The 20,346-nt window shown below is 47.2% G+C and carries 23 protein-coding genes; all 23 read right to left on the minus strand.

All coding sequences use genetic code 11. The features are described 5' to 3' along the window. Positions 1-6: 6 nt before the first annotated feature. A complete protein-coding gene (locus tag KNO87_RS04395) occupies positions 7-459 on the minus strand; it encodes a flagellar basal body-associated FliL family protein (protein WP_214788798.1) in 453 nt (150 codons plus the stop codon). Next, positions 452-670, minus strand: coding sequence for a flagellar FlbD family protein (locus KNO87_RS04400; RefSeq protein WP_031421671.1), 219 nt, complete (start codon positions 668-670; stop codon positions 452-454). Before KNO87_RS04400 ends, KNO87_RS04395 begins: the two co-directional genes overlap by 8 nt. Further along, the gene (gene flgG / locus KNO87_RS04405) at positions 670-1,539 is read right to left on the minus strand and encodes a flagellar basal body rod protein FlgG (RefSeq protein ID WP_074034702.1); all 870 of its coding nucleotides are present in this window, start codon (positions 1,537-1,539) and stop codon (positions 670-672) included. The genes KNO87_RS04400 and flgG overlap by 1 nt, the downstream gene beginning before the upstream one ends. A 17-nt stretch (positions 1,540-1,556) precedes the next feature. Then, the gene (locus KNO87_RS04410; RefSeq protein ID WP_214691822.1) at positions 1,557-1,985 is read right to left on the minus strand and encodes a flagellar hook capping FlgD N-terminal domain-containing protein; all 429 of its coding nucleotides are present in this window, start codon (positions 1,983-1,985) and stop codon (positions 1,557-1,559) included. Further along, positions 1,957-3,021 carry a flagellar hook-length control protein FliK gene (locus tag KNO87_RS04415; RefSeq protein WP_214794082.1) on the minus strand — a complete coding sequence of 355 codons (1,065 nt, stop codon included), beginning with the start codon at positions 3,019-3,021 and terminating at the stop codon, positions 1,957-1,959. The genes KNO87_RS04410 and KNO87_RS04415 overlap by 29 nt, the downstream gene beginning before the upstream one ends. 22 nt (positions 3,022-3,043) lie before the next feature. Continuing rightward, positions 3,044-3,613, minus strand: coding sequence for a MotE family protein (locus KNO87_RS04420; protein ID WP_214794085.1), 570 nt, complete (start codon positions 3,611-3,613; stop codon positions 3,044-3,046). Between the two features lies 1 nt (position 3,614). Beyond that, a complete protein-coding gene (locus tag KNO87_RS04425) occupies positions 3,615-4,049 on the minus strand; it encodes a flagellar FliJ family protein (protein ID WP_214788810.1) in 435 nt (144 codons plus the stop codon). Next, positions 4,046-5,365, minus strand: a complete 1,320-nt coding sequence (gene fliI, locus KNO87_RS04430) for a flagellar protein export ATPase FliI (RefSeq protein WP_214794088.1) — start codon at positions 5,363-5,365, stop codon at positions 4,046-4,048. Before fliI ends, KNO87_RS04425 begins: the two co-directional genes overlap by 4 nt. Further along, entirely contained in the window at positions 5,352-6,077 is a 726-nt protein-coding gene (locus KNO87_RS04435; protein WP_214794091.1) for a FliH/SctL family protein, read from the minus strand. The genes fliI and KNO87_RS04435 overlap by 14 nt, the downstream gene beginning before the upstream one ends. Further along, complete coding sequence (gene fliG, locus KNO87_RS04440; protein WP_031421657.1) at positions 6,061-7,068, minus strand: flagellar motor switch protein FliG; 1,008 nt, start codon at positions 7,066-7,068, stop codon at positions 6,061-6,063. The genes KNO87_RS04435 and fliG overlap by 17 nt, the downstream gene beginning before the upstream one ends. A 5-nt stretch (positions 7,069-7,073) precedes the next feature. Then, a complete protein-coding gene (gene fliF, locus KNO87_RS04445; RefSeq protein WP_214794094.1) occupies positions 7,074-8,645 on the minus strand; it encodes a flagellar basal-body MS-ring/collar protein FliF in 1,572 nt (523 codons plus the stop codon). Between the two features lie 22 nt (positions 8,646-8,667). Next, positions 8,668-8,949, minus strand: a complete 282-nt coding sequence (gene fliE / locus KNO87_RS04450; protein ID WP_214794097.1) for a flagellar hook-basal body complex protein FliE — start codon at positions 8,947-8,949, stop codon at positions 8,668-8,670. A gap of 13 nt (positions 8,950-8,962) precedes the next feature. After that, positions 8,963-9,391 (minus strand): flagellar basal body rod protein FlgC, encoded by a 429-nt coding sequence (gene flgC, locus KNO87_RS04455; protein WP_074034731.1) that lies wholly within the window; start codon positions 9,389-9,391, stop codon positions 8,963-8,965. Positions 9,392-9,394: 3 nt separating this feature from the next. Next, positions 9,395-9,763 carry a flagellar basal body rod protein FlgB gene (gene flgB / locus KNO87_RS04460; protein WP_214794100.1) on the minus strand — a complete coding sequence of 123 codons (369 nt, stop codon included), beginning with the start codon at positions 9,761-9,763 and terminating at the stop codon, positions 9,395-9,397. A gap of 273 nt (positions 9,764-10,036) precedes the next feature. Continuing rightward, positions 10,037-10,816, minus strand: coding sequence for a GTP-sensing pleiotropic transcriptional regulator CodY (gene codY / locus KNO87_RS04465; protein ID WP_214691812.1), 780 nt, complete (start codon positions 10,814-10,816; stop codon positions 10,037-10,039). Between the two features lie 36 nt (positions 10,817-10,852). After that, a complete protein-coding gene (gene hslU, locus KNO87_RS04470; protein WP_214788832.1) occupies positions 10,853-12,223 on the minus strand; it encodes an ATP-dependent protease ATPase subunit HslU in 1,371 nt (456 codons plus the stop codon). Continuing rightward, on the minus strand, positions 12,220-12,768 hold the full coding sequence (gene hslV, locus KNO87_RS04475; RefSeq protein WP_214788835.1) for an ATP-dependent protease subunit HslV: 549 nt from the start codon (positions 12,766-12,768) through the stop codon (positions 12,220-12,222). The genes hslU and hslV overlap by 4 nt, the downstream gene beginning before the upstream one ends. Positions 12,769-12,779: 11 nt before the next feature. Further along, positions 12,780-13,661: a tyrosine-type recombinase/integrase gene (locus tag KNO87_RS04480; protein WP_214794104.1), complete on the minus strand. Its 882-nt coding sequence runs from the start codon at positions 13,659-13,661 to the stop codon at positions 12,780-12,782. 184 nt (positions 13,662-13,845) lie between these two features. Then, positions 13,846-15,156, minus strand: coding sequence for an FADH(2)-oxidizing methylenetetrahydrofolate--tRNA-(uracil(54)-C(5))-methyltransferase TrmFO (gene trmFO, locus KNO87_RS04485; protein WP_214794107.1), 1,311 nt, complete (start codon positions 15,154-15,156; stop codon positions 13,846-13,848). Beyond that, complete coding sequence (topA, locus tag KNO87_RS04490; protein ID WP_214788844.1) at positions 15,156-17,252, minus strand: type I DNA topoisomerase; 2,097 nt, start codon at positions 17,250-17,252, stop codon at positions 15,156-15,158. The genes trmFO and topA overlap by 1 nt, the downstream gene beginning before the upstream one ends. Positions 17,253-17,317: 65 nt before the next feature. Then, positions 17,318-18,112: a DNA-processing protein DprA gene (gene dprA / locus KNO87_RS04495; RefSeq protein WP_214794110.1), complete on the minus strand. Its 795-nt coding sequence runs from the start codon at positions 18,110-18,112 to the stop codon at positions 17,318-17,320. 50 nt (positions 18,113-18,162) lie between these two features. Further along, the gene (sucD, locus tag KNO87_RS04500; RefSeq protein ID WP_214788850.1) at positions 18,163-19,080 is read right to left on the minus strand and encodes a succinate--CoA ligase subunit alpha; all 918 of its coding nucleotides are present in this window, start codon (positions 19,078-19,080) and stop codon (positions 18,163-18,165) included. Between the two features lie 12 nt (positions 19,081-19,092). Next, entirely contained in the window at positions 19,093-20,253 is a 1,161-nt protein-coding gene (sucC, locus tag KNO87_RS04505; RefSeq protein ID WP_214788853.1) for an ADP-forming succinate--CoA ligase subunit beta, read from the minus strand. Positions 20,254-20,346 lie beyond the last annotated feature (93 nt).

Consider the following 20,346-nt stretch of genomic DNA (forward strand, 5'->3'; position numbering starts at 1 on the left):
GCCACCTCACTGAATAATTTTCTTCGTCATATAGACGCGTTGGACTTCACCTTCTTCAAGCAGTCCGTTAAGTTGTTCTCGTAATGTCTGTTCAAACTTTTGCATATCCTCTTTCGTTGCCAACTGTGTTTTTGTCATCCCGGCCAAGTCACCAAGAATGACATTATGCACTTGAAACTTGCGCAGCTCTAGATTCTCTTTTGTTTCAAGTGAATCTGTGACAATCGTGAATTGAACGTTGATGAAACGCTCATCTTGAATATTCGTCGTCATGTCGTCGGTCATGAAGCTTCGCTCCGCCAACTCTTCAGCGGTGACCGGTTTCGTTTTTGCTGTGACGTTGTCACCGAAAACGTACTTATACGTCATGAAGCCGGCTCCGCCCATGACGAGTAGGACGACTAGTAAAATGATGACAACTTTCAGCCCGCCACCTTTTTTCTTTTCTTCTTCACTCATCTTCTTCACCTCTTGTGAACATCGTTCCGACTAAACCGATTGAGCGGTAAAAGGCTTCAGTTCGTTCAATGATTTGATCTTTCGTTTCTTTCACGAGATACGTTTTGCCATTAAACAGTTGGATTATCGTGTCAGGCTCTGCTTTCACTGTTTCGATCAGCAAAGCGTTGAGCACGAACTCCTCACCCCGAAATGCTGTGACGCGAATCATCAGCGTTTCAAGTTAACGAGCTCTTGAAGAATCTCGTCCGATGTTGTAATGATTCGTGTGTTCGCCTGGAAACCACGTTGTGCCACAATCATTTCTGTAAATTCTTCAGAAAGGTCGACGTTCGACATTTCAAGTGCGCCCGAAACGAGGTTACCTCGCCCTAAATCACCGGCCGCTCCGATGAGTGGATCACCTGAGTTTTGTGATTGCAAGAAGTTGTTGGCGCCGACTTTCGATAAACCAGCGTTGTTGCTAAAGTTCGCCGTCACGATATAACCTGCCGTCTGCAACGCACCGGCTGCGTCGACATAGCTCACTTGACCGTCTTTTCCAATTGACAATGAACGTGCGTCTGTTGGAATTGAGATTTTACCGTAAGCCGTCGATCCAGCTACGACATCAGGAATATTTCCAGTCAAGTTCGGCGCAGGAAGGTTAGCCGCAGGTTTCGCACCCGTTCCTAACAAGTAAGTTCCTTCACCTGTTACCAAGTCACCGTTGTTGTCCGTATAGAAGTTACCGGCACGTGTGTATTGCGCTTGACCGTTGACGATTGTGACGAAGAAACCTTCTCCTGAAATACCGACGTCTAACGCACGTCCCGTATTTTGCATCGCTCCTTGGTTGTAGACGTTATCGACAGTCGCCATCGTTCCACCAAGACCGACCTCTTTCGGGTTAATCCCTCCGGCCGTCGCCCCATTACCGCCTGACGCACTACCGACTTGTTGACTGACGAGGTCTTTGAACGTGACACGACCTTTTTTATAACCGAACGTGTTGACGTTGGCGATGTTGTTCCCGACGACGTCTAATTTCGATTGGAAGTTCTTCAGACCACTGATCCCTGAGTACATTGCTCTTAACATAATAATTCCTCCTATACTTATTTGATGGAAGTGATGTCGTACACGCTGACCGATGTGCCGTCTTCAAGATCGGCCATGTATCCAGTTAAATCAGATCGAGAAATCGAGACGACACGACCCGAGCCTTTCGTCGTTTCTTCACTCGATTCCGAACTGTAGTCAATCGTTTTACCAATCATGCTGCTAAATTCGGAAATCGAAGCCATATGGCGGTCGACCAGCACAGAGTCGAGTTGCTTCGAAATCGTTTGCATCTGTTCAAGTGAAGAGAATTGAGCCATCTGAGCGATGAACTCACGGTCTTCCATCGGCGACATTGGGTCCTGGTTCGCAATTTGAGCGAGCAGCAACTTCATAAACATGTCTTTGTCATATTGATTTGTCGCTTTTGGAAGTGACTGGTCTGGCAGTGTAAAATCATTCGTCTTCGGTTGGATGCTCGTCATCCTCAGACCCTCCTTTTGGTTGTTCCTGCGATTGCTCCTGTTCCGGTTGCTCGGAGCCATCTGGCAACGCCGACTTCGTGTCGAGTGCTTGTTGTGTCAAGTTGACCTCGACCCGAACGTTTTGGGAGTGGGGCGTTAACGTTTGTTGCAACTGCTGAACTTGTGACTGAAGCAATTGTTTCGCCTCTTGAGTGCTTGCGAACAATTTGACGACGAGTTCCCCGTTATGTCGTTCAAGCTTGACGACGAGCTCACCGAGTTGTTCTGGATATAGACGTACCGTAAACACTTTCGAACCGTCCGCTCCGCTCGAAAACGGTGCTTTTTGAAGCGCGGACTCAATTCTCGCCTGTAAGTTTTCAGGTAAGGAACCTTTTGAGGCGTACATGACGGTTTCTACATCAATTTGTGGTCGCGACCAGTTTAATCCTTTCGGTAACCAGTCAACACCACTTGCCTGAGGGAGCGCTTTCGCCACTTTCACGGTTTCAACTTGTGGTAGAACGGGAATTTCCTTCATATTGCCGGCTGGTCCATTAAACTGTGTGACCACCCGTTGAATCGTTTGAACGTGCTTCCCAAGTTCTTGATTTGGCACAGTCTGTGTCAACCCTGTTTTTGCAGACAAATCCGTCTTTTGCACGATGTCACTACTTGTTGCGACCGCCTGAGCAACGATTGGGAGCGCTGAATCAACATTTCCAGATGACGTAGACAATTGTCCGAGTACACCTACATATGCATCCATAAACGTCCGATACGCATCTTGCGGAAGTGATTTTAGCCAATTCAATGTGTCAGGTTTTTGAAACCACGTTTCGAGTTCCTGTGCCACTTTTTCAAAGTCGACTAACTCTTCAGGGAGCACACCTTCTTCAAGTTGAGGAAGCGCTGTCTGCTCTCCGGATCCTTGCATTGGTGCGAGCATCGCCGAGAGGAGACTTAAAAAGCCGCCCGTTCCTTGTGAATTCCCATCTGTCGCTTCGGTACGTGCCATCGAACCTTGAATCGCTTGTGATAATAATGCGATATTCAATGTGTGTCCTCCTTTCCCATGTTCACTGGAGAAGCTGCGTCACAACCGCAGCCTGCTGCGCATTCATCCGCCCTAAAATATCCGCCTGTTGCTTTGGTGATAATTCTTTAAGCAATTCCGCCACCTGTGGACTCTCTAGTTCCCCCATAATGGCCGCCGCTTGTTTGGCGGACATCTCTTCATACACACTGACAATGTCAGAAGTGGTTTCTTTTTCTGTTGTGGCTGCCGCTAGCTCGGAGACGAGTCGGTCACGTTCCCGAATTAAATCGGTGATTTCTTCTTGTCGCGCTTTCACTTCATTCGTCAGTTCCACATTTTCATTTCGAAGTTTTTCAATCTCACTGTTTGCTGCTTTCAACCGGTTCGTGGCGTCACTGTCGATCCCTGTCACGTTTACTTTCGTCTCAGATGTCTTCGGTGTTTCTGCTGTCTTTCCATCCTCACTAACTGGTAGGAATGGTACGGATAAAAGTGGACGGTCCATCGCGTAGTTCATGACGACCATTCCGCCAACCAAGATGAAGATTGCTGGGATGAGGACTAACGCCACAATCATTTGTTTGCCTCGTTTATTGTTCTCTTTTGCCATGCTACTTCCCTTTCCCATGATGAATCACAGCGAGTTCGTCCATCATTAATTGCTCTGTGAGTTTTGCCGCTGTCATCTCTTCTAAACTGACCTTTTCATGAAGTGTCACATATTTCTTTTCTTCCACTACTTTTCCGAGCAAGCGTTCTTGTGATGCGTGATAACGATTGCGCGCTTGTTGAACGACGAGCTGTTGTGTTTCGATTTGACGTTTTACTTGCTCACGCGTCTTTTCTCGATACTGAGACATGAGTAAATCAATACGTCCTTGCTGTTCATCTTGATGTTTAATCAACGATTCATACATGAGGAGAAGATCATACAACGCTTCCATCTCCGTTTCGAGTTTTGCTTTCAACCCTCTTACTTCAGTAGCGGCATCTTCTTTCTCATGTTCAGCAATTGGCATGATTCGTTCTAGAATGAGTCTGTTCATGATTCACCTCGCGCGATGTCTGACAAATGAGCCATCGTTTGTTGGAATGCAGCATCTTCATCAATCGATTGCTTTAAAAATGTCAGTAAGTATGGATATTTCTCGATTGCCGTATCAATCGCTGGGTTCGAACCTTTTTTATATGCGCCGATGTTAATCAAATCCTCGGCATCGATATAAGTCGCTAGCCAACTACGAAACGTTTGTGCTGCTTCACGATGTGTTGGAGAAGCGATTTGGTTCATGACACGACTGATTGACTTCAACACGTGGATGGCGGGAAACTGTCCACGGTTTGCAAGCGCTCGGTCCATAACGAAGTGTCCGTCTAATATCCCACGCACCGCATCGGCAATCGGTTCGTTCATATCGTCACCATCAACGAGTACTGTATAGAACGCTGTAATCGATCCGGTTGCTGCCGTACCGCTTCGTTCTAATAATTGAGGGAGCATCGCAAAGACAGAAGGTGTGTACCCTTTCGATGTCGGTGGTTCACCAGTCGCGAGCCCGATTTCACGTTGAGCCATCGCAAATCGTGTCACCGAGTCCATCATGAGCACCACTTCTTTACCTTGGTCTCGAAAGTACTCGGCGATTGCGGTTGCGGTGTAAGCACCTTTCAATCGGACGAGGGGAGGTTGGTCACTCGTCGCTACAATGACGACAGACCGGGCCATGCCTTCTGGGCCGAGCTCTTTTTCAATGAATTCTTTTACTTCTCGACCACGTTCTCCGATTAAGGCGATGACGTTAATATCTGCCGAAGAGCGCTTGGCAATCATCCCGAGTAACGTGGATTTCCCTACCCCAGAACCAGCAAATAGTCCGACACGTTGCCCTTTCCCAACAGTCAGCAACCCATCGATCATACGAACGCCAGTCGACAAGGCATCTAAAATCCGGGGACGATTCAAAGGGTTAGGCGGTTTTCGCTGGACGTCATACCGCTTACCAGTTACGAGTCGGTCTCCCGAAAGCGGACGCCCCAGACCGTCGAGCACTTGTCCAATCAGTTCCTCACCAACAGGGACTTGGAGCATCTTCCCGGTACCTTTCACTAAACAACCAGGTGCAATCTGCGTTGTTTCACCGTATGGCATAAGAAGGACGCGCTCTTCATTAAAGCCCACCACTTCCGCTTCGACCGTCTCATTTGAAGGGAGCATGATGAAACATCGCTCCCCGACAAATGCACTCGGTCCATTTGACTCAATCATCAATCCTACGACCCGACACACTCGACCGATTTTGCGAGTAAACTCGCCATCCGTAGACTGTTTGATCGTATTGATGACCTGCTCAATAAGCGCCATCCGCTAAAACCTCCTCGATTTTGGCTTGGATTCTCTCGAAGCTATACGAAAGATCGATTTCATTTCCTCGATGTGGTGACTCAATCCGCACAGACGTTTCATCTAAAGAACTATCTCCACGATATTTTAATGGTGGCGTCTCTTCATCGCGCCACATCGATTCAAATCGTTGGATTGAAGCAAGCCGAGTCGGATGAACGTAAATCGTCAATGCTTCCGCATCGATGAGTTGAGCCATCTGTTCTTGGATCATCGCCGCAAACAACGCCTCGTCTTTTCGGACAAGGTCCGTCGTCACATGCGCACTTACTGCAATCGCTAAGTCAATGAGTGAAACTTCCGCCTGTTTCCATTTTTCCTGAAACAGTTGTTCGAGTTCGGTGGAAACAGAGTTCAAACGCGTCGTAATGTCCTCAAACTCTGCATATCCGTCTTGTCTTCCTTGAAGGAGACCTGCTTCATAACCTTCCGAACGTGCCTGTTCAAACGCTTCTTGCTTTAAGTGTTCTAGTCTCTCCATTTCGGTTAACTGAAACTGCTGGAACGCATCTTCGTCTTGTCTTAACTTCTCATAACGCGACTCGATCACTTGATGATGGTCGATGCTCTCAGTTGAATCAGGGATGGATGATTCCAATCGTTTCGATTCAATCCGTTGAGGAATATGCGATGTCGCGCGTTGACGTTTGATCACATTAGACAACGATGTCATCTCCTCCACCTCGACTGATTACGATTTCACCAACATCCTCTAGGCGACGAATAATTCCAACGATTCGACTTTGTGCCTCTTCAACATCACGCAATCGAACAGGTCCCATAAATTCCATGTCTTCTTTGAACGTTTCGACCATCCGTTGAGACATATTTTTGAAGATAATTTGTTTTACTTCTTCCGACGACACTTTGAGCGCTAGCAACAAGTCGTCGTTCGCCACTTCTCGAATGATCCGCTGAATTGCCCGAGAATCGAGTGTGACGATATCTTCGAAGACAAACATCCGCTTCTTGATTTCTTCTGCTAGTTCCGGGTCCTCGATTTCAAGTGCATCGAGAATTGTACGTTCCGTCGTCCGATCGACACCATTCAATACTTCGACGACTGCCTCGATACCACCCGATTGAGCATAATCCTGCATATCTGTCTGCGAGAGATTCTTTTCAAGGATTTGTTCAACTTCATGAATGACATCTGGATTGAGTCGGTCCATCGTCGCAATCCGTTTCGCAACTTCCGATTGAATTTCAGGAGGGAGCTCGGATAAGATTTGACCAGACTTGACTGGCTCCAAATGTGCCAATATGAGTGCAATCGTCTGTGGATGTTCATTCTGAATAAAGTTCAGTAACTGTTTCGGATCGGCTTTTCGTGCAAATTCGAACGGTCGAACTTGTAACGTCGACGTCAAACGATGAATCAATGCCATCGCTTTATCCTCACCGACTGCTTTTTCAAGAACTGTTTTGGCGAACCCGATTCCACCCTGGGTAATATAGCTTTGAGCCATTGCGAGTTCGTGGAACTCACCAAGAATGCTCTCTTTCTCTTCTGGGGACACTTTTTTGAGTGCAGAGATTTGAAGCGTTAACTGCTCCATCTCTTCTTCCGAAAGATGTTTATAAACATTCGCTGCCACTTCTGGACCTAACGAGATCATGAGCATCGCTGCTTTTTCTCGATTCGATTGTTTGGCATAGTTCACGTTACTCACTCCTCAGACATCCAAGTACGAAGCAGTTTAGCAAACTCTTCTGGATTACTTTCAGCTAATTTTTCTAACTGTTTCTTCTTCACAGCCCCTTCGCCTCGTTCTTCGAGGTCTAGGTCAGGTACTTCATCTTCATATGGAACTTCCCACTCGTTCGTTTCTTCGACCACTTCTTGTTTACGTCTACGCATGGCGAAGAAGATGAGGGCAAGCAAAACGACCGCTCCAGCTGCTGAGGCGTACATCCACCATGGGGTAGGTTGCTCCGTTGTTGCCACTTCTTCTGCTTCAGCGAATGGTCGCGATACAACGACAACTTTTTGTTCAAGCTCCGCATCTGTAATCGCTTCATCCGTCTTCGCTAATGATGTCCGAATGATCGAATACATCATCGTCTCGAGATCCCCTTCGAGCTGTGGGTCAATGCTCGTTGCACCATCTGGTGGTTCAACAATCAATTGCACCCCAAGGTCGCGAATCGTATACGGTGCATTTTGAATTTGTTTCGTGATGCGATTTACTTCATAGTTGATGATTTCATGGTTTTTTTCACTTTCTTCTGTGCTATCCCCTGTAGCAGCAGGGAAGTTGATCGTGTCATTTTCACCGGTTCCGGTCGCTTCTGTCGCCGTCCCCGTACCACCCGTGTAAGCCTCGGCGATTCGTTCAGCCGACGTTACGATGCCTTCCATGTTTTCCTCGTTGACTGGCGTGACGAGGTTTTGCTCTTCGGCCGTCTGGGTCGTATCGATATCTGCTGTGACAGAGACGAGGACGCTCCGCTCTCCGAGAAGGACAGATAACATCTGTTGAATTTGTTGACGGACATCTTTTTCAACTTGACGCTTCAGTGCCAACGGATCAGAAGAAGATCCTCCTGCTACGACTGTCTGATCGAGGTCATAATACGTGAAGTATTGGTCCATGATCGAGATGTTTTCAGGCTTCAAGTTTGGAACACTTTTACTAATCAAATGATAGAGACCTTTGACCGTGTTCGGTTCTAAATTGGTTCCGGCCCCGATATTTAACACAATCGAAGCTGTCGGCTCTCCTTGATCTTCCGCTAAGAAGACGGACTTCTCAGGAAGCGAAATAATGACTTTCGCTTGATTGATTCCTTCAATTTGGGTGATGAGTCGCTCAAGTTCCGTCTGCATCGCACTTCGTTCGATGACCGCCATTTCACGGTCCGTCGTTCCGAAACCGGCATTTTCACTAAAGAAACTGTAGTCGATTGACCCAGATTTCGGGATCCCGGCTGCCGCAAGGCTAACTTTCAACTGGTCGACCATTTCATTCGGAACATATACACTGACCCCGTTCGAAGTAGCTTTAATTTCCGACTTCACACCGTCCGCAGTCAGCTTCTCTGTCACTTCACCCGCTTCTTGTGCAGATAGGTTCGTGTATAGAGGAGCCATGTTCGGTCTAGATAGGAAGAATGTGAGTACGAGTGCTGCGATCAATATGATCGCAATGGAGATTCCCCATACGAGTTTCCGCTTCGCCGGCATCGATTTCAGCGCATCGGTCATCGATTTGAATCGTTCTTTTAATTGTTCATTCATCGCAACTTGTCATCCTCTACAATTAAACTTGCATTCGCATCATTTCTTGATAGGCTTCAACGGCCTTGTTCCTCACCTCGATGGCAAGTTGCATCGCAATCGACGACTCTTCACTTTGAATCATGACTTGATGAAGGTCAGCTTTTCCGACAGCCAAATCTTTTCGGGCTTGACTTGTCGCTTGTTGTGTTTCGTTCAACGCATTCATCGCTTCATTCAAATATGACCCAAATTGAGATGGGTTCGTTTTCTTCATTGACTGTGTGATCTCTGGGCTCATCAATTGAATTGGGTTAATTTGCATCCTTCGTCACTCCTTATCCTTTTCCAATCTCCATCGCTTTGACGAGCATCGCTTTTGATGCATTCATCGCGGCAATGTTTGCTTCATAAGAACGGGTCGCGCCCATCAGGTCGACCATTTCTTTTAGTAAGTCAACGTTCGGCATTTGGACATACCCACGCTCGTCCGCATCGGGATGACTCGGATTGTAGGCAAGTTTATAAGGAGCATCGTCCTCGATGATTTGAGCCACTTGCACTCCACCATTGACTGCATTTAGCTGCTTTCGGAAAGGTGCTTCCTGTAACACTGTCATCTTTCTCGTATACGGTTGCCATTCTCCATCGACAAGTTTCCCTCTCGTCGTCTGGGCATTGGCGATGTTTGCTGAAACGGTATCCATTCGTAAACGTTGAGACGTTAACGCTGTAGCTGAAATATGAAAACTATCAAACATCCCCATCGATTAACGACCTCCTCGAATGACTGATTTTAATCCGCCGAGTCTACGATTTAATTGTTCCATCATCGCCTCGTACTGGAGTTGATTACGGGCCAGTTCACTCATCTCATAATCTAAGTCGACGTTGTTGCCATCACTTCGCATCGCCCCACCAGCTCGATCGACGACAGTAGACTGCGTCGAATCACTCGGACGTCCGCCTTGGAGTTTGAGACGCATCTCACTTTGAAGCGTCTGTTCAAATACGGCTTGCTTCGCTTTGAAGTTTGGGGTATCGATATTCGAAAGATTATGACTAATTACTTTCTGATTGAGGACTGAATGATTGATGGCTTGTTTCAATAATTGATAGTCACTACCAATCCAATTCATGGTGCTCACTCACTTTCATATGGTAACTACTGATATATACCTGATTTGGAAATTCCACTATTTCATTGAAACAAATCTGTAACAGTTCTGAAAGATATTTTTTAAAACATAGGTAAATGGGTTCGCATCTTTTTGTCGAATTAACGACAAATCCTGAAAATGATTACTTTTGTACTAAAAAAAACCGCTCCCTCTAAGAGGAAAGCGGTTTTTTAGGAACAAAGTCCCAAATTAAAGTGTTTTCAATGGAAAATGCACATCGAAAGTTGTATTTCAGTTTGATTTCAGTTTTTGTAACTCAAACAAGAAGTTGTCATTTAATATCTTGATATACGTTCCTTTCATTCCTAAAGAACGTGATTCAATGACGCCCGCACTTTCTAATTTGCGCAGTGCATTTACAATGACAGAACGAGTGATTCCCACACGGTCGGCAATTTTGGAAGCAACTAGCAACCCTTCGTTCCCACCAAGCTCTTCGAAAATATGTTCAATCGCTTCGAGCTCAGAATACGATAGTGAATTGATCGCCATTTGAACGACGGCCTTCTTACGGGCTGACGTTTCTGCTTCTGCCGCCTTCTCACGAAGAATTTCCATTCCAACTACCGTTGCACTATATTCTGCGAGGACGAGGTCATCTTCTGTGAATTCGTTTGCCAGTCGACCTAGCACGAGTGTACCTAGACGCTCACCACCACCGATGATTGGGACAATCGTCGTCTTCGAGTTTAGGAATAAATCGTGGTTCTCGACAGGGAACGCCGTATATTCGCTATCAATATCGATATTCGCTGTTGTTTCTTTCACATTAAACAAGTTAGAAGCATACGGTTCTGGGAACTGTCTGTCCACCAAGAATGCCTTCATGCGGTCGTTCTCAATCTGTTGTTTGATCGCAAAGCCGAGTAGGCGACCACGACGGCTTACGATAAACGTATTGGATTCAAGTACTTCACGCATTTTATCCGCCATTTCTTTAAAGTCAACGTGCGCACTCGCTTCTTGTTGAAGCATCGTGTTTAATTGGCGAGTTTTGTCTAGTAAGTTCATAATGTCTATTTCCTCCCTGTATGTGCATACAGAATCTTATAAAATATATTGGCTGAGGTCTCGGTCATCTGCGATTGACCCGACTTTAGCTTGTACGTAAGCGGGGGTGATTTCCACGCTTGTTTGTGGCATGTCTGCCGCTTCAAATGAAAGATCTTCAAGCACACGCTCCATAATAGTATAGAGTCGACGTGCGCCGATGTCATCGGTCTCGCGATTGACATGCGTCGCAATTTTCGCAATTTCTTCAATCGCTTCATGCGTGAATCGGACCGTTATTTCTTCCGACTCTAATAATGCGGTGTATTGCTTGATCAACGCCTGAGATGGTTCAGTTAAGATTTTGACGAAGTCTTCCTCCGTCAAACTATTCAATTCGACGCGAATCGGGAAGCGACCTTGCAACTCCGGAATCAAATCAGACGGCTTCGCCATATGGAACGCACCGGCTGCGATGAAGAGAACGTGATCCGTTTTGACAGGTCCGTACTTCGTAACGACCGTAGACCCTTCGACAATCGGAAGGATATCGCGCTGCACACCTTCACGAGAGACACCAGCATGGTCTTGTGACTTCGTCGCAATTTTATCGATTTCATCGACGAAGATGATTCCCATCTGTTCACTGCGCTGAACCGCTTCGTCATGCACTTCATTCAAATCTAGAAGATTTTCAGCTTCTTCCGCCACGAGAAGCGGTCTCGCTTCACGGACAGTCAACTTACGTTGCTTCCGTTTCTTCGGAACGATTTGTCCGAGCATATCTTGAAGGTTCGATAACCCTTCCATCCCTTGTCCTTGGAACAAATCCATCGTCTGCTTTTCTTCCAGTTCGACTTCAATGACCCGTTCTTCAAGTTCACCAAGTTCAAGAAGACGGCGAAGTTGTGCCCGATCATTTTTTGACGTATCGGTTGTCGATTCTGGTTGTTGGGTCTGTCCACCGAACAGTGCCTCAAACGGGTTTGAAGCACTCGGTGCAGCTTTCGCTTTCCCTTGCAAGGCGTCTAACAAGCGCTCTGTCGCTGCTCGTTCTGCAGGCTCCTTGACGTCTTCTTTCTTCTCTTCTTTCACGAGACGAACGGACGCTTCGACAAGATCTCGAACCATTGACTCCACGTCCCGACCGACGTAACCAACTTCCGTAAACTTTGTCGCTTCCACTTTGACGAATGGTGCTCCGACTAACTTAGCTAAACGGCGGGCGATTTCGGTCTTCCCGACCCCTGTTGGACCAATCATTAAAATGTTTTTCGGTGTGACTTCGTCGCGAAGGTCCGCACTCAATTTCTGGCGACGATAACGGTTACGTAAGGCAATCGACACAGCCCGTTTGGCGTCCTTTTGTCCGATGACGAACTTGTCTAGTTCCGATACGATTTGTCTTGGTGTCAACTCTCGATTCATTCAGCAACGCCTCCGATCGTTTCTACAATGACTTGATCATTCGTATACACGCAAAGCTCACCGGCAATTTCGAGAGCGGCTCTTGCGATCTCTTCTGCTGACTTCTCAGCAGAATGGCGGACGAGCGCGCGTCCTGCCGCGAGTGCATAGTTCCCGCCTGACCCGATTGCAAGGATGCCATCGTCTGGCTCAATGACTTCTCCATTCCCAGAGACGAGCAACAAATGTTCCGCGTCCATGACAATCAATAGAGCCTCGAGCTGTCGCAACATTTTATCACCGCGCCACTCTTTAGCAAGCTCGACCGCGGCACGCGGTAAGTTACCGTTATACATTTCAAGTTTCGATTCAAACTTCTCAAACAATGTGAAAGCATCGGCTACGCTACCTGCAAAACCGGCAACGACTTTACCACCGTACAGGCGTCTCACTTTCTTCGCCTTGTTTTTCATAATGACGGCATTCCCGAACGTAACTTGGCCATCTCCGCTCATCGCGCATTGGCCATTGTGTCGAACTGCAAAAATCGTTGTTGCATGAAACATATCGTAACCTCCTACTTTCTTGGATGTGTCGCTTGATAAATCGAACGTAGTCGTTCTGTCGATACGTGGGTATAGCGTCCGGTCGTGGACAACGACTCATGACCGAGCAACTCTTGGACAGCGCGCAAGTCAGCTCCCCGCTCCAATAAGTCCGTTGCAAAACTATGTCGCAACGAGTGCGGGGTCAACGGCTTATGTACCCCACTCTGTTTTCTCAAGCGCTTCATGACATACCGAATTTGGTCTGTTGTCATCCGATTCCCTTTTTGACTCAAAAATAATGCGTTTTCTGTCGGGAGTCCGACGTCTTTACGTATTTCGATGTACTGTTTCAATGATTGTACGGCATATTGACCAATCGGAACGTACCGTTCTTTCTTCCCTTTGCCCATCACATGAACGAAAGCTAAGACTTCGTCAAAGGAAGAAAGGTTCATCCCACAAAGCTCAGCGACGCGGATGCCCGTTCCATACAACACTTCGACGATGGCGACGTCTCTCGCCTGTAAAAAAGGATCATCTTGCTCAGATGCCGCTTCTAATAATTGTTCGACCTCGGTCGGGACGGCGAACGTCGGCAAGGATTGTCGCTTTTTCGGTGAAGTCAGGTCATGAAACAAGGGCTCTCCCCCGTACTCTCTTGCCATATACTTCCCGAACTGTTTAAGGCAAGATACTTTCTGAGACACCGTAGATGCGGCCAATTGTTTCTCATAAAGGACATATAAATAACGCCGCGCCGTCTGTGCATCGTAGGGATCTTGATGCGTCGATTGGCAATATGCGGCGTACTGGTCGAGCGTTTGCTCGTAGGAGCGTTTCGTATGAGGAGACAGTCGACGTTCAATTTGGCAGTAGCGTAAAAATGATTGTCGATCCTCTAAGAATCCCATTTTATCGCCTCCTCGATGACACGTAAAAACGCATGTTCTCGTCAAATCGAAATTAGCATAGCATACAGAATGTATGGTGACAATAGATAGTCGTTCAATAATCTGAAAATTTTCAAAGTATGGAACAAAATACACAATTGAAATTTTATTTCAAAACAAAAGAGCCAAAAAATGGCTCTCTTGTTCAAAGGTCCTTAAACTGCTGAATCGTTTCTAAAGCTCGGTTGGCGTAACGCTCATACCGTTCTTGTTTTTTCATTTTCTTCGGAGCGTCCTCTAACGTTGGGACCAATCCAAAGTTCGCATTCATCGGCTGGAAATGCTTGCCGTCAGCTGTCGTGATGTAGTGTGCCATTGAACCGAGCATCGTTTCACGTGGTAACACGACGAGCTCTTCTCCTGCAATCATCTTCGCTGCGTTGATTCCTGCCAACAATCCAGATGCCGCTGATTCCACGTAACCTTCCACGCCTGTCATTTGACCAGCGAAGAAGAGCGTGTCTCGCGTGCGTGCTTGATACGTCGGTTTCAACAAGCTCGGCGAATTGATGAACGTGTTGCGGTGCATGACACCATAACGAACGATATCTGCATTCTCAAGTCCAGGAATGAGACGGATGATACGTTTCTGCTCGCCCCATTTCAAATGCGTCTGGAAACCAACAAGATTATAAAGCGTTCCTGCCGAGTTATCCTGACGCAACTGTACGACCGCATAAGGACGTTTACCTGTCTTCGGATCTTCTAAACCGACCGGCTTCATCGGTCCGAAGAGAAGTGTCTTCTTCCCACGCTGGGCCATTACTTCAAACGGCATACATCCTTCGAAGTAAATCTCCTTTTCGAACTCTTTCAGTGGAACGACTTCTGCTTTGACCAGTTCCTCATAAAACACGTCAAACTCTTCTTCCGTCATTGGACAGTTCAGGTAAGCAGCTTCACCTTTATCGTAACGCGACTTCAAATACACTTTATCACGATCGATCGTATCTCCGTCTAGAATCGGAGCGGCCGCATCGTAAAAGTAAAGATAATCTTCACCTGTGAACGCTTTGAGCGATGCCGACAAATCTGGAGATGTCAGTGGGCCTGTCGCAACGATGACAATCCCTTCAGGAATTTCTTTTAGTTCTTCAGTATGCACTGTGACGTTCTCGTGGTTCTTCAGTTTCTCGGTGATGAACCCAGCGAATTCATGACGGTCGACAGCGAGTGCGCCACCAGCTGGGACGCTTGCCGTGTCTGCCGCCTTCAAGATGAGTGAGTCAAGCGTTCGCATCTCTTCTTTCAAAACACCGACCGCGTTTTGAAGACCGTTCGCACGGAGTGAGTTCGAACAAACAAGCTCCGCGAATTGATCCGTGTGGTGCGCCGGCGTTTGACGTACCGGTCTCATTTCATACAAATCTACTTGAATGCCACGCTTGGCGAGTTGCCAAGCCGCTTCGGAGCCGGCCAATCCGGCCCCGATTACAGTTACACGTTGTTGCAACATTAATCCTCCTCTTGCTGATGTACCTCGGTATGGGTACAGTTCGTACATTGATATTTCACGCCGTCTTTAATTTTCTTCTCAACCATCAAACTGTCGCACACCGGGCACGGTTTCGCAACTGGTTTGTCCCATGAGACGAACTCACATTCTGGATAGTTCGAGCATCCATAGAAGAGGCGACCTTTTTTACTTCGACGTTCCACGATTTGTCCGTCCTTACAGTCTGGGCAAGGTACACCAATCTCAACTTGAACTGGCTTCGTGTTCGTACAGTTCGGGAAGTTCGAGCAAGCCATGAACTTACCGTATCGTCCCATTTTGATGACCATCGGCGAACCACATACTTCACAGTCAATTCCTGCAGGTTCATCTTTTACTTCGATTTTCTCAATCTCTTCTTCTGCACGTTTTAAGCGCTTCTCGAATGAACGATAAATCGGGGCCACGACTTCTGTCCACTCGACTTCTTTATGCTCGATCGAGTCAAGGAGCGTCTCCATGTCTGCCGTGAACTGAACGGTGATGAAGTCATTGAAATATTCGTCAATCATTTCAATCACGAGTTCACCGAGCTCTGTCGGAAGGAATTTCTTCTCTTCTAAGACGACATAACCACGGCGTTGGATTGTATCGAGTGTCGGCGCATACGTCGACGGGCGACCAATACCGAGCTCTTCCATCGCTCGGACGAGTCGTGCTTCTGTATAACGTGGCGGTGGTTGCGTGAAGTGTTGTTTCGGTTCAATCGCTTCGAAGCTGACCGTATCTTCGACTTCAAGAGGTGGTAACAAGCCCTCTTTCTCTTGATTCGTATCTTCGATGTCATCGTCTTTCGATTCGATATACACTTTCATGAAACCTGGGAATTTGACGGTCGAGCCATTCGCACGGAAGATCATCCCGTTCGATTCGACGTCGATTTTGACAGTGTCGAGCACTGCCGGCGCCATTTGACTTGCGATCAAACGCTCCCAAATCAATTTATAAAGGCGCAACTGGTCACGAGACAAATAAGGTTTTAGAGAAGCAGGGTCACGGAGTGCTGAAGTCGGACGAATCGCTTCGTGCGCATCCTGTGCGTTTGCCGCTTTCTTTTCCTTTTGCTTCTGTGAGGCGACGTATTCTTCACCGAATGTCGATTCGATGTACTCTTTCGCCTCTCCCTTCGCCAAGTCCGAGATTCGTGTCGAGTCTGTACGCATATACGTGATCAGACCGACCGTCCCCTCTTTCTTACCGAGGTCAATCCCTTCATATAATTGTTGGGCGAGCATCATCGTCTTCTTCGCACGGAAATTCAATTTACGTGCCGCATCCTGTTGCAACGAACTTGTCGTGAACGGCAACGAAGCATTTCGTTTTCGTTCTTTCTTCGTCACGTCGATGACTTTAAATTCGTCGTTGATGGCGTCAAGAACGGCTTGAGCGTCTTCTTCAGACTTCAATTCCATTTTCTTCCCATCTTTTCCGTAAAATGAAGTCTCAAACGTTTCCCCATCGTGATTCAAGTCGAGCTTGATTGTCCAATACTCTTCTGGGTCGAACGCATTGATTTCACGTTCACGGTCAATAATCATCTTCACGGCAACTGATTGTACTCGTCCGGCAGACAATCCTTTTTTGACTTTCTTCCATAATAGAGGACTCATCCCGTATCCGACGAGGCGGTCTAAAATACGTCGAGCTTGTTGCGCGTCGACGAGGTCATGATTGATTTTACGTGGATGTTTGAATGATTCTTTAATCGCATCTTTTGTAATCTCGTTAAAGACGACGCGACATTCCGTCGTTTCGTCTACGCCGAGTGCGCGAGCCAAGTGCCAGGCAATCGCTTCCCCTTCTCTGTCGGGGTCGGCCGCGAGAAAGATTTTTGTGGCTTTTTTCGCCGCTGTCTTCAATTCTTTTAATACCGGTCCTTTACCACGGATGGTAATATACTTCGGTTCAAAGTCATGTTCGACGTCTACACCGAGTTGACTCTTCGGTAAGTCGATGACGTGTCCCATCGAAGCTTTGACCATATAATTCGGACCTAAATAACGTTTAATTGTTTTTGCTTTCGCAGGTGACTCAACGATCACCAAATATTTTGCCATACATCTGCTCCCCTTTTAGAGGTCATTTAAATCCCTACCATAATATTCATGTTCTCACCGGTTTGTCAACGTACAATCCTGAGATCTAGAATAATTTGATCGGAATTCGTCAATGGAATCGCCCCTTCTTCAATCAATCGATTCGGTCCTTCCGCTAGAGAATCAAGCGGTGAACCCGGTACCGCGAAGACCGTCTTTCCCTGCTCTAGCGCGTGTCCGACCGTGTTCATCGTCCCGCTCTTTCGTCTCGCCTGTAAGACGACGAGTGTATCACCTAGACCACTCACCAATCGATTTCTTTCCAAAAATTGAAATTTTTGAACAGGTGTGTTCGGGGCATATTCACTCAAGAGAATTCCTTGCTTCGGAATTCGCAAGAGCATATTTCGATTCGCTGCTGGATAGAGGTTGTTCAGTCCAGCTCCGAGCACCGCCACGGTCGGACAATTTTTATTTAAAGCATGCTCGTGCACGAGACCATCAATGCCAAGCGCTCCGCCCGAAACCGAAATAGTTTCTTCTATTAAAGAGTGATAGTGTCGCACTAACGATTGACTGATCCGATTCAACTCACGACTTCCGACCATTGCGGTCGTTCTTTCTTGTAGTACCTCTAAATCCCCATCGTAAAACAAACAGTATGGCGGGTTTGGAATCTCGAGCAATCGCTTTGGGAAAGACTCATCTTCCCATGTGACAAAATGAGTATACGATTCGCTTGAGCGAAGAGCCAAACTGGCTCGCTTCCAAACATGTGTAGAAAATTGAGTGCGATGTGTGTCTAACGTCCCGTTCAAATAATGATGCACGAATTCAACAGGAATGCGCGCAGCAGCAAACCGAGCTATTGTTTGATTCATCACAATCTCCCCTTTAAAAAAATGAGGGATGCAAGCATCCCTCATGATTCTTATGTCGTCGGTTGACCCGTGACACACGCTTCGTATAGACCTTCTTTTTTCAAGACACGAATCAACGTTTCACCGATGACAGCTGGTGTTTCAGCTACTTCGATCCCATTCGCGTTCAATGTCTTGATTTTTTCAGCAGCTGTCCCTTTACCACCTGAGATGATCGCGCCAGCGTGTCCCATACGTTTGCCTTCAGGAGCCGTCTGTCCGCCGATGAAGCCGATGACCGGTTTCGTCATGTTCGCTTTCACCCATTCAGCCGCCTCTTCTTCAGCCGTTCCACCGATTTCCCCGATCATGATGACAGCTTTCGTGTCCTCATCATCGTTGAACGCTTTAAGCGTATCGATGAAGTTTGTTCCATTGACTGGGTCTCCACCGATTCCGACAGCTGTCGATTGACCGATTCCTGCCGTCGTCAACTGATGAACTGCTTCATACGTGAGCGTTCCAGAACGTGACACGATTCCGACATGCCCTTTCGTATGAATATAGCCAGGCATGATTCCAAGTTTTGCTTCTCCTGGCGTGATGATTCCAGGACAGTTCGGTCCGATCAAACGAGCCGGTTTGTCTTCGAGATAGCGTTTCACTTGAATCATGTCCACTACAGGAATGCCTTCTGTAATACAGATGATGAGTTCGATGCCACTGTCCGCTGCTTCCATGATCGAGTCGGCAGCGAAAGCTGGTGGTACGTAGATGATTGATGCGTTCGCACCCGTCGCCTCGACCGCCTCAGATACCGTGTTGAAGACTGGAACGTTGTCGAGGACCGTCGTGCCACCCTTACCTGGTGTGACACCACCGACTAATTTCGTGTTATACGCAAGCATTTGTTCACCATGGAACAAACCTTGCTTCCCTGTAATCCCTTGAATGATGACTTTCGTATCTTTATTCGCCCAAATACTCATGTCGTTTCCCCCTTATCGAACAAGTGCTGCGATTTTTTCCGCACCGTCAGCCATCGAGCTAGCTGTCGTGATCGCAAGTCCAGATTCATCGAGAATGCGCTTCCCGGCATCAACGTTCGTTCCTTCTAAGCGAACGACGAGTGGTAAGTCGAGTCCGATTTCTTTCGTCGCTGCGACAATCCCCTCTGCGATGATGTCACACTTCATGATTCCACCGAAAATGTTAACGAAGATTCCTTTGACTTGGTCATCTGACAAAATCAATTTGAACGCTTCCGTTACTTTTTCTTTTGTCGCACCGCCGCCTACATCGAGGAAGTTAGCGGGTTCAGCGCCGTAATGTTTGATGATATCCATCGTCGCCATCGCAAGGCCAGCACCGTTGACGAGACAACCGATGTTTCCGTCAAGCGCGATGTAGCTGAGGTCATGTTTAGATGCCTCGACTTCACGTGGATCTTCTTCCGTCGTATCGCGAAGTGATAGGATGTCTGAATGGCGATAGAGTGCGTTGCTATCGAAGTTCAACTTCGCATCAAGCGCGATGACGTTTCCGTCTTTCGTCGTGACGAGTGGGTTGATTTCTGCGATTGTGCAATCTGTCTCGACGTATACTTTGTACAACTTCATGACCATGTCACTGAACTTGTTCACAAGTTTCGTCGGGACTTCCATTTTAAATGCGAGACGACGTGCTTGGAATGGACGCAAGCCCACAACCGGGTCGACAATCTCTTTATGAATCTTCTCAGGTGTATGTTCAGCGACTTCTTCGATGTCCATACCACCTTCAGATGAACCCATGATGACAATTCGGCCGATCGAACGGTCAAGCACGAGTCCTAAGTAAAATTCTTGGTCAATCGCAGAACCTTCTTCGATATAGAGACGCTGGACAACTTTTCCTTCCGGACCTGTTTGGTGTGTCACGAGCGTTTTCCCGAGAATCTCTGAAGCGTATTGCTTCACTTCTTCATCTGTCTTCGCAAGTTTGACGCCACCTGCTTTACCGCGGCCACCTGCGTGGATTTGTGCTTTCACAACTTTCAAATCACCGTCAAGCTTGGCAGCAGCTGCTACAGCTTCTTCAACAGTAAAGGCTGGATAACCCGTCGGAACGGCTACCCCAAACTCTCTTAACAATTCTTTCGCCTGATACTCATGGATATTCATATGTTTTTCCCCCTTAGTCCCCTTTAATATCGGCACGTCTATTGTAACGAAAAACTGAAAGCGCTGTCTATCGTTCTTGCTTTAAGTTTTCAT

The organism is Exiguobacterium sp. s34, from assembly GCF_018617435.1.
GTDB classification, from domain to species: Bacteria; Bacillota; Bacilli; order Exiguobacteriales; family Exiguobacteriaceae; genus Exiguobacterium; species Exiguobacterium aestuarii.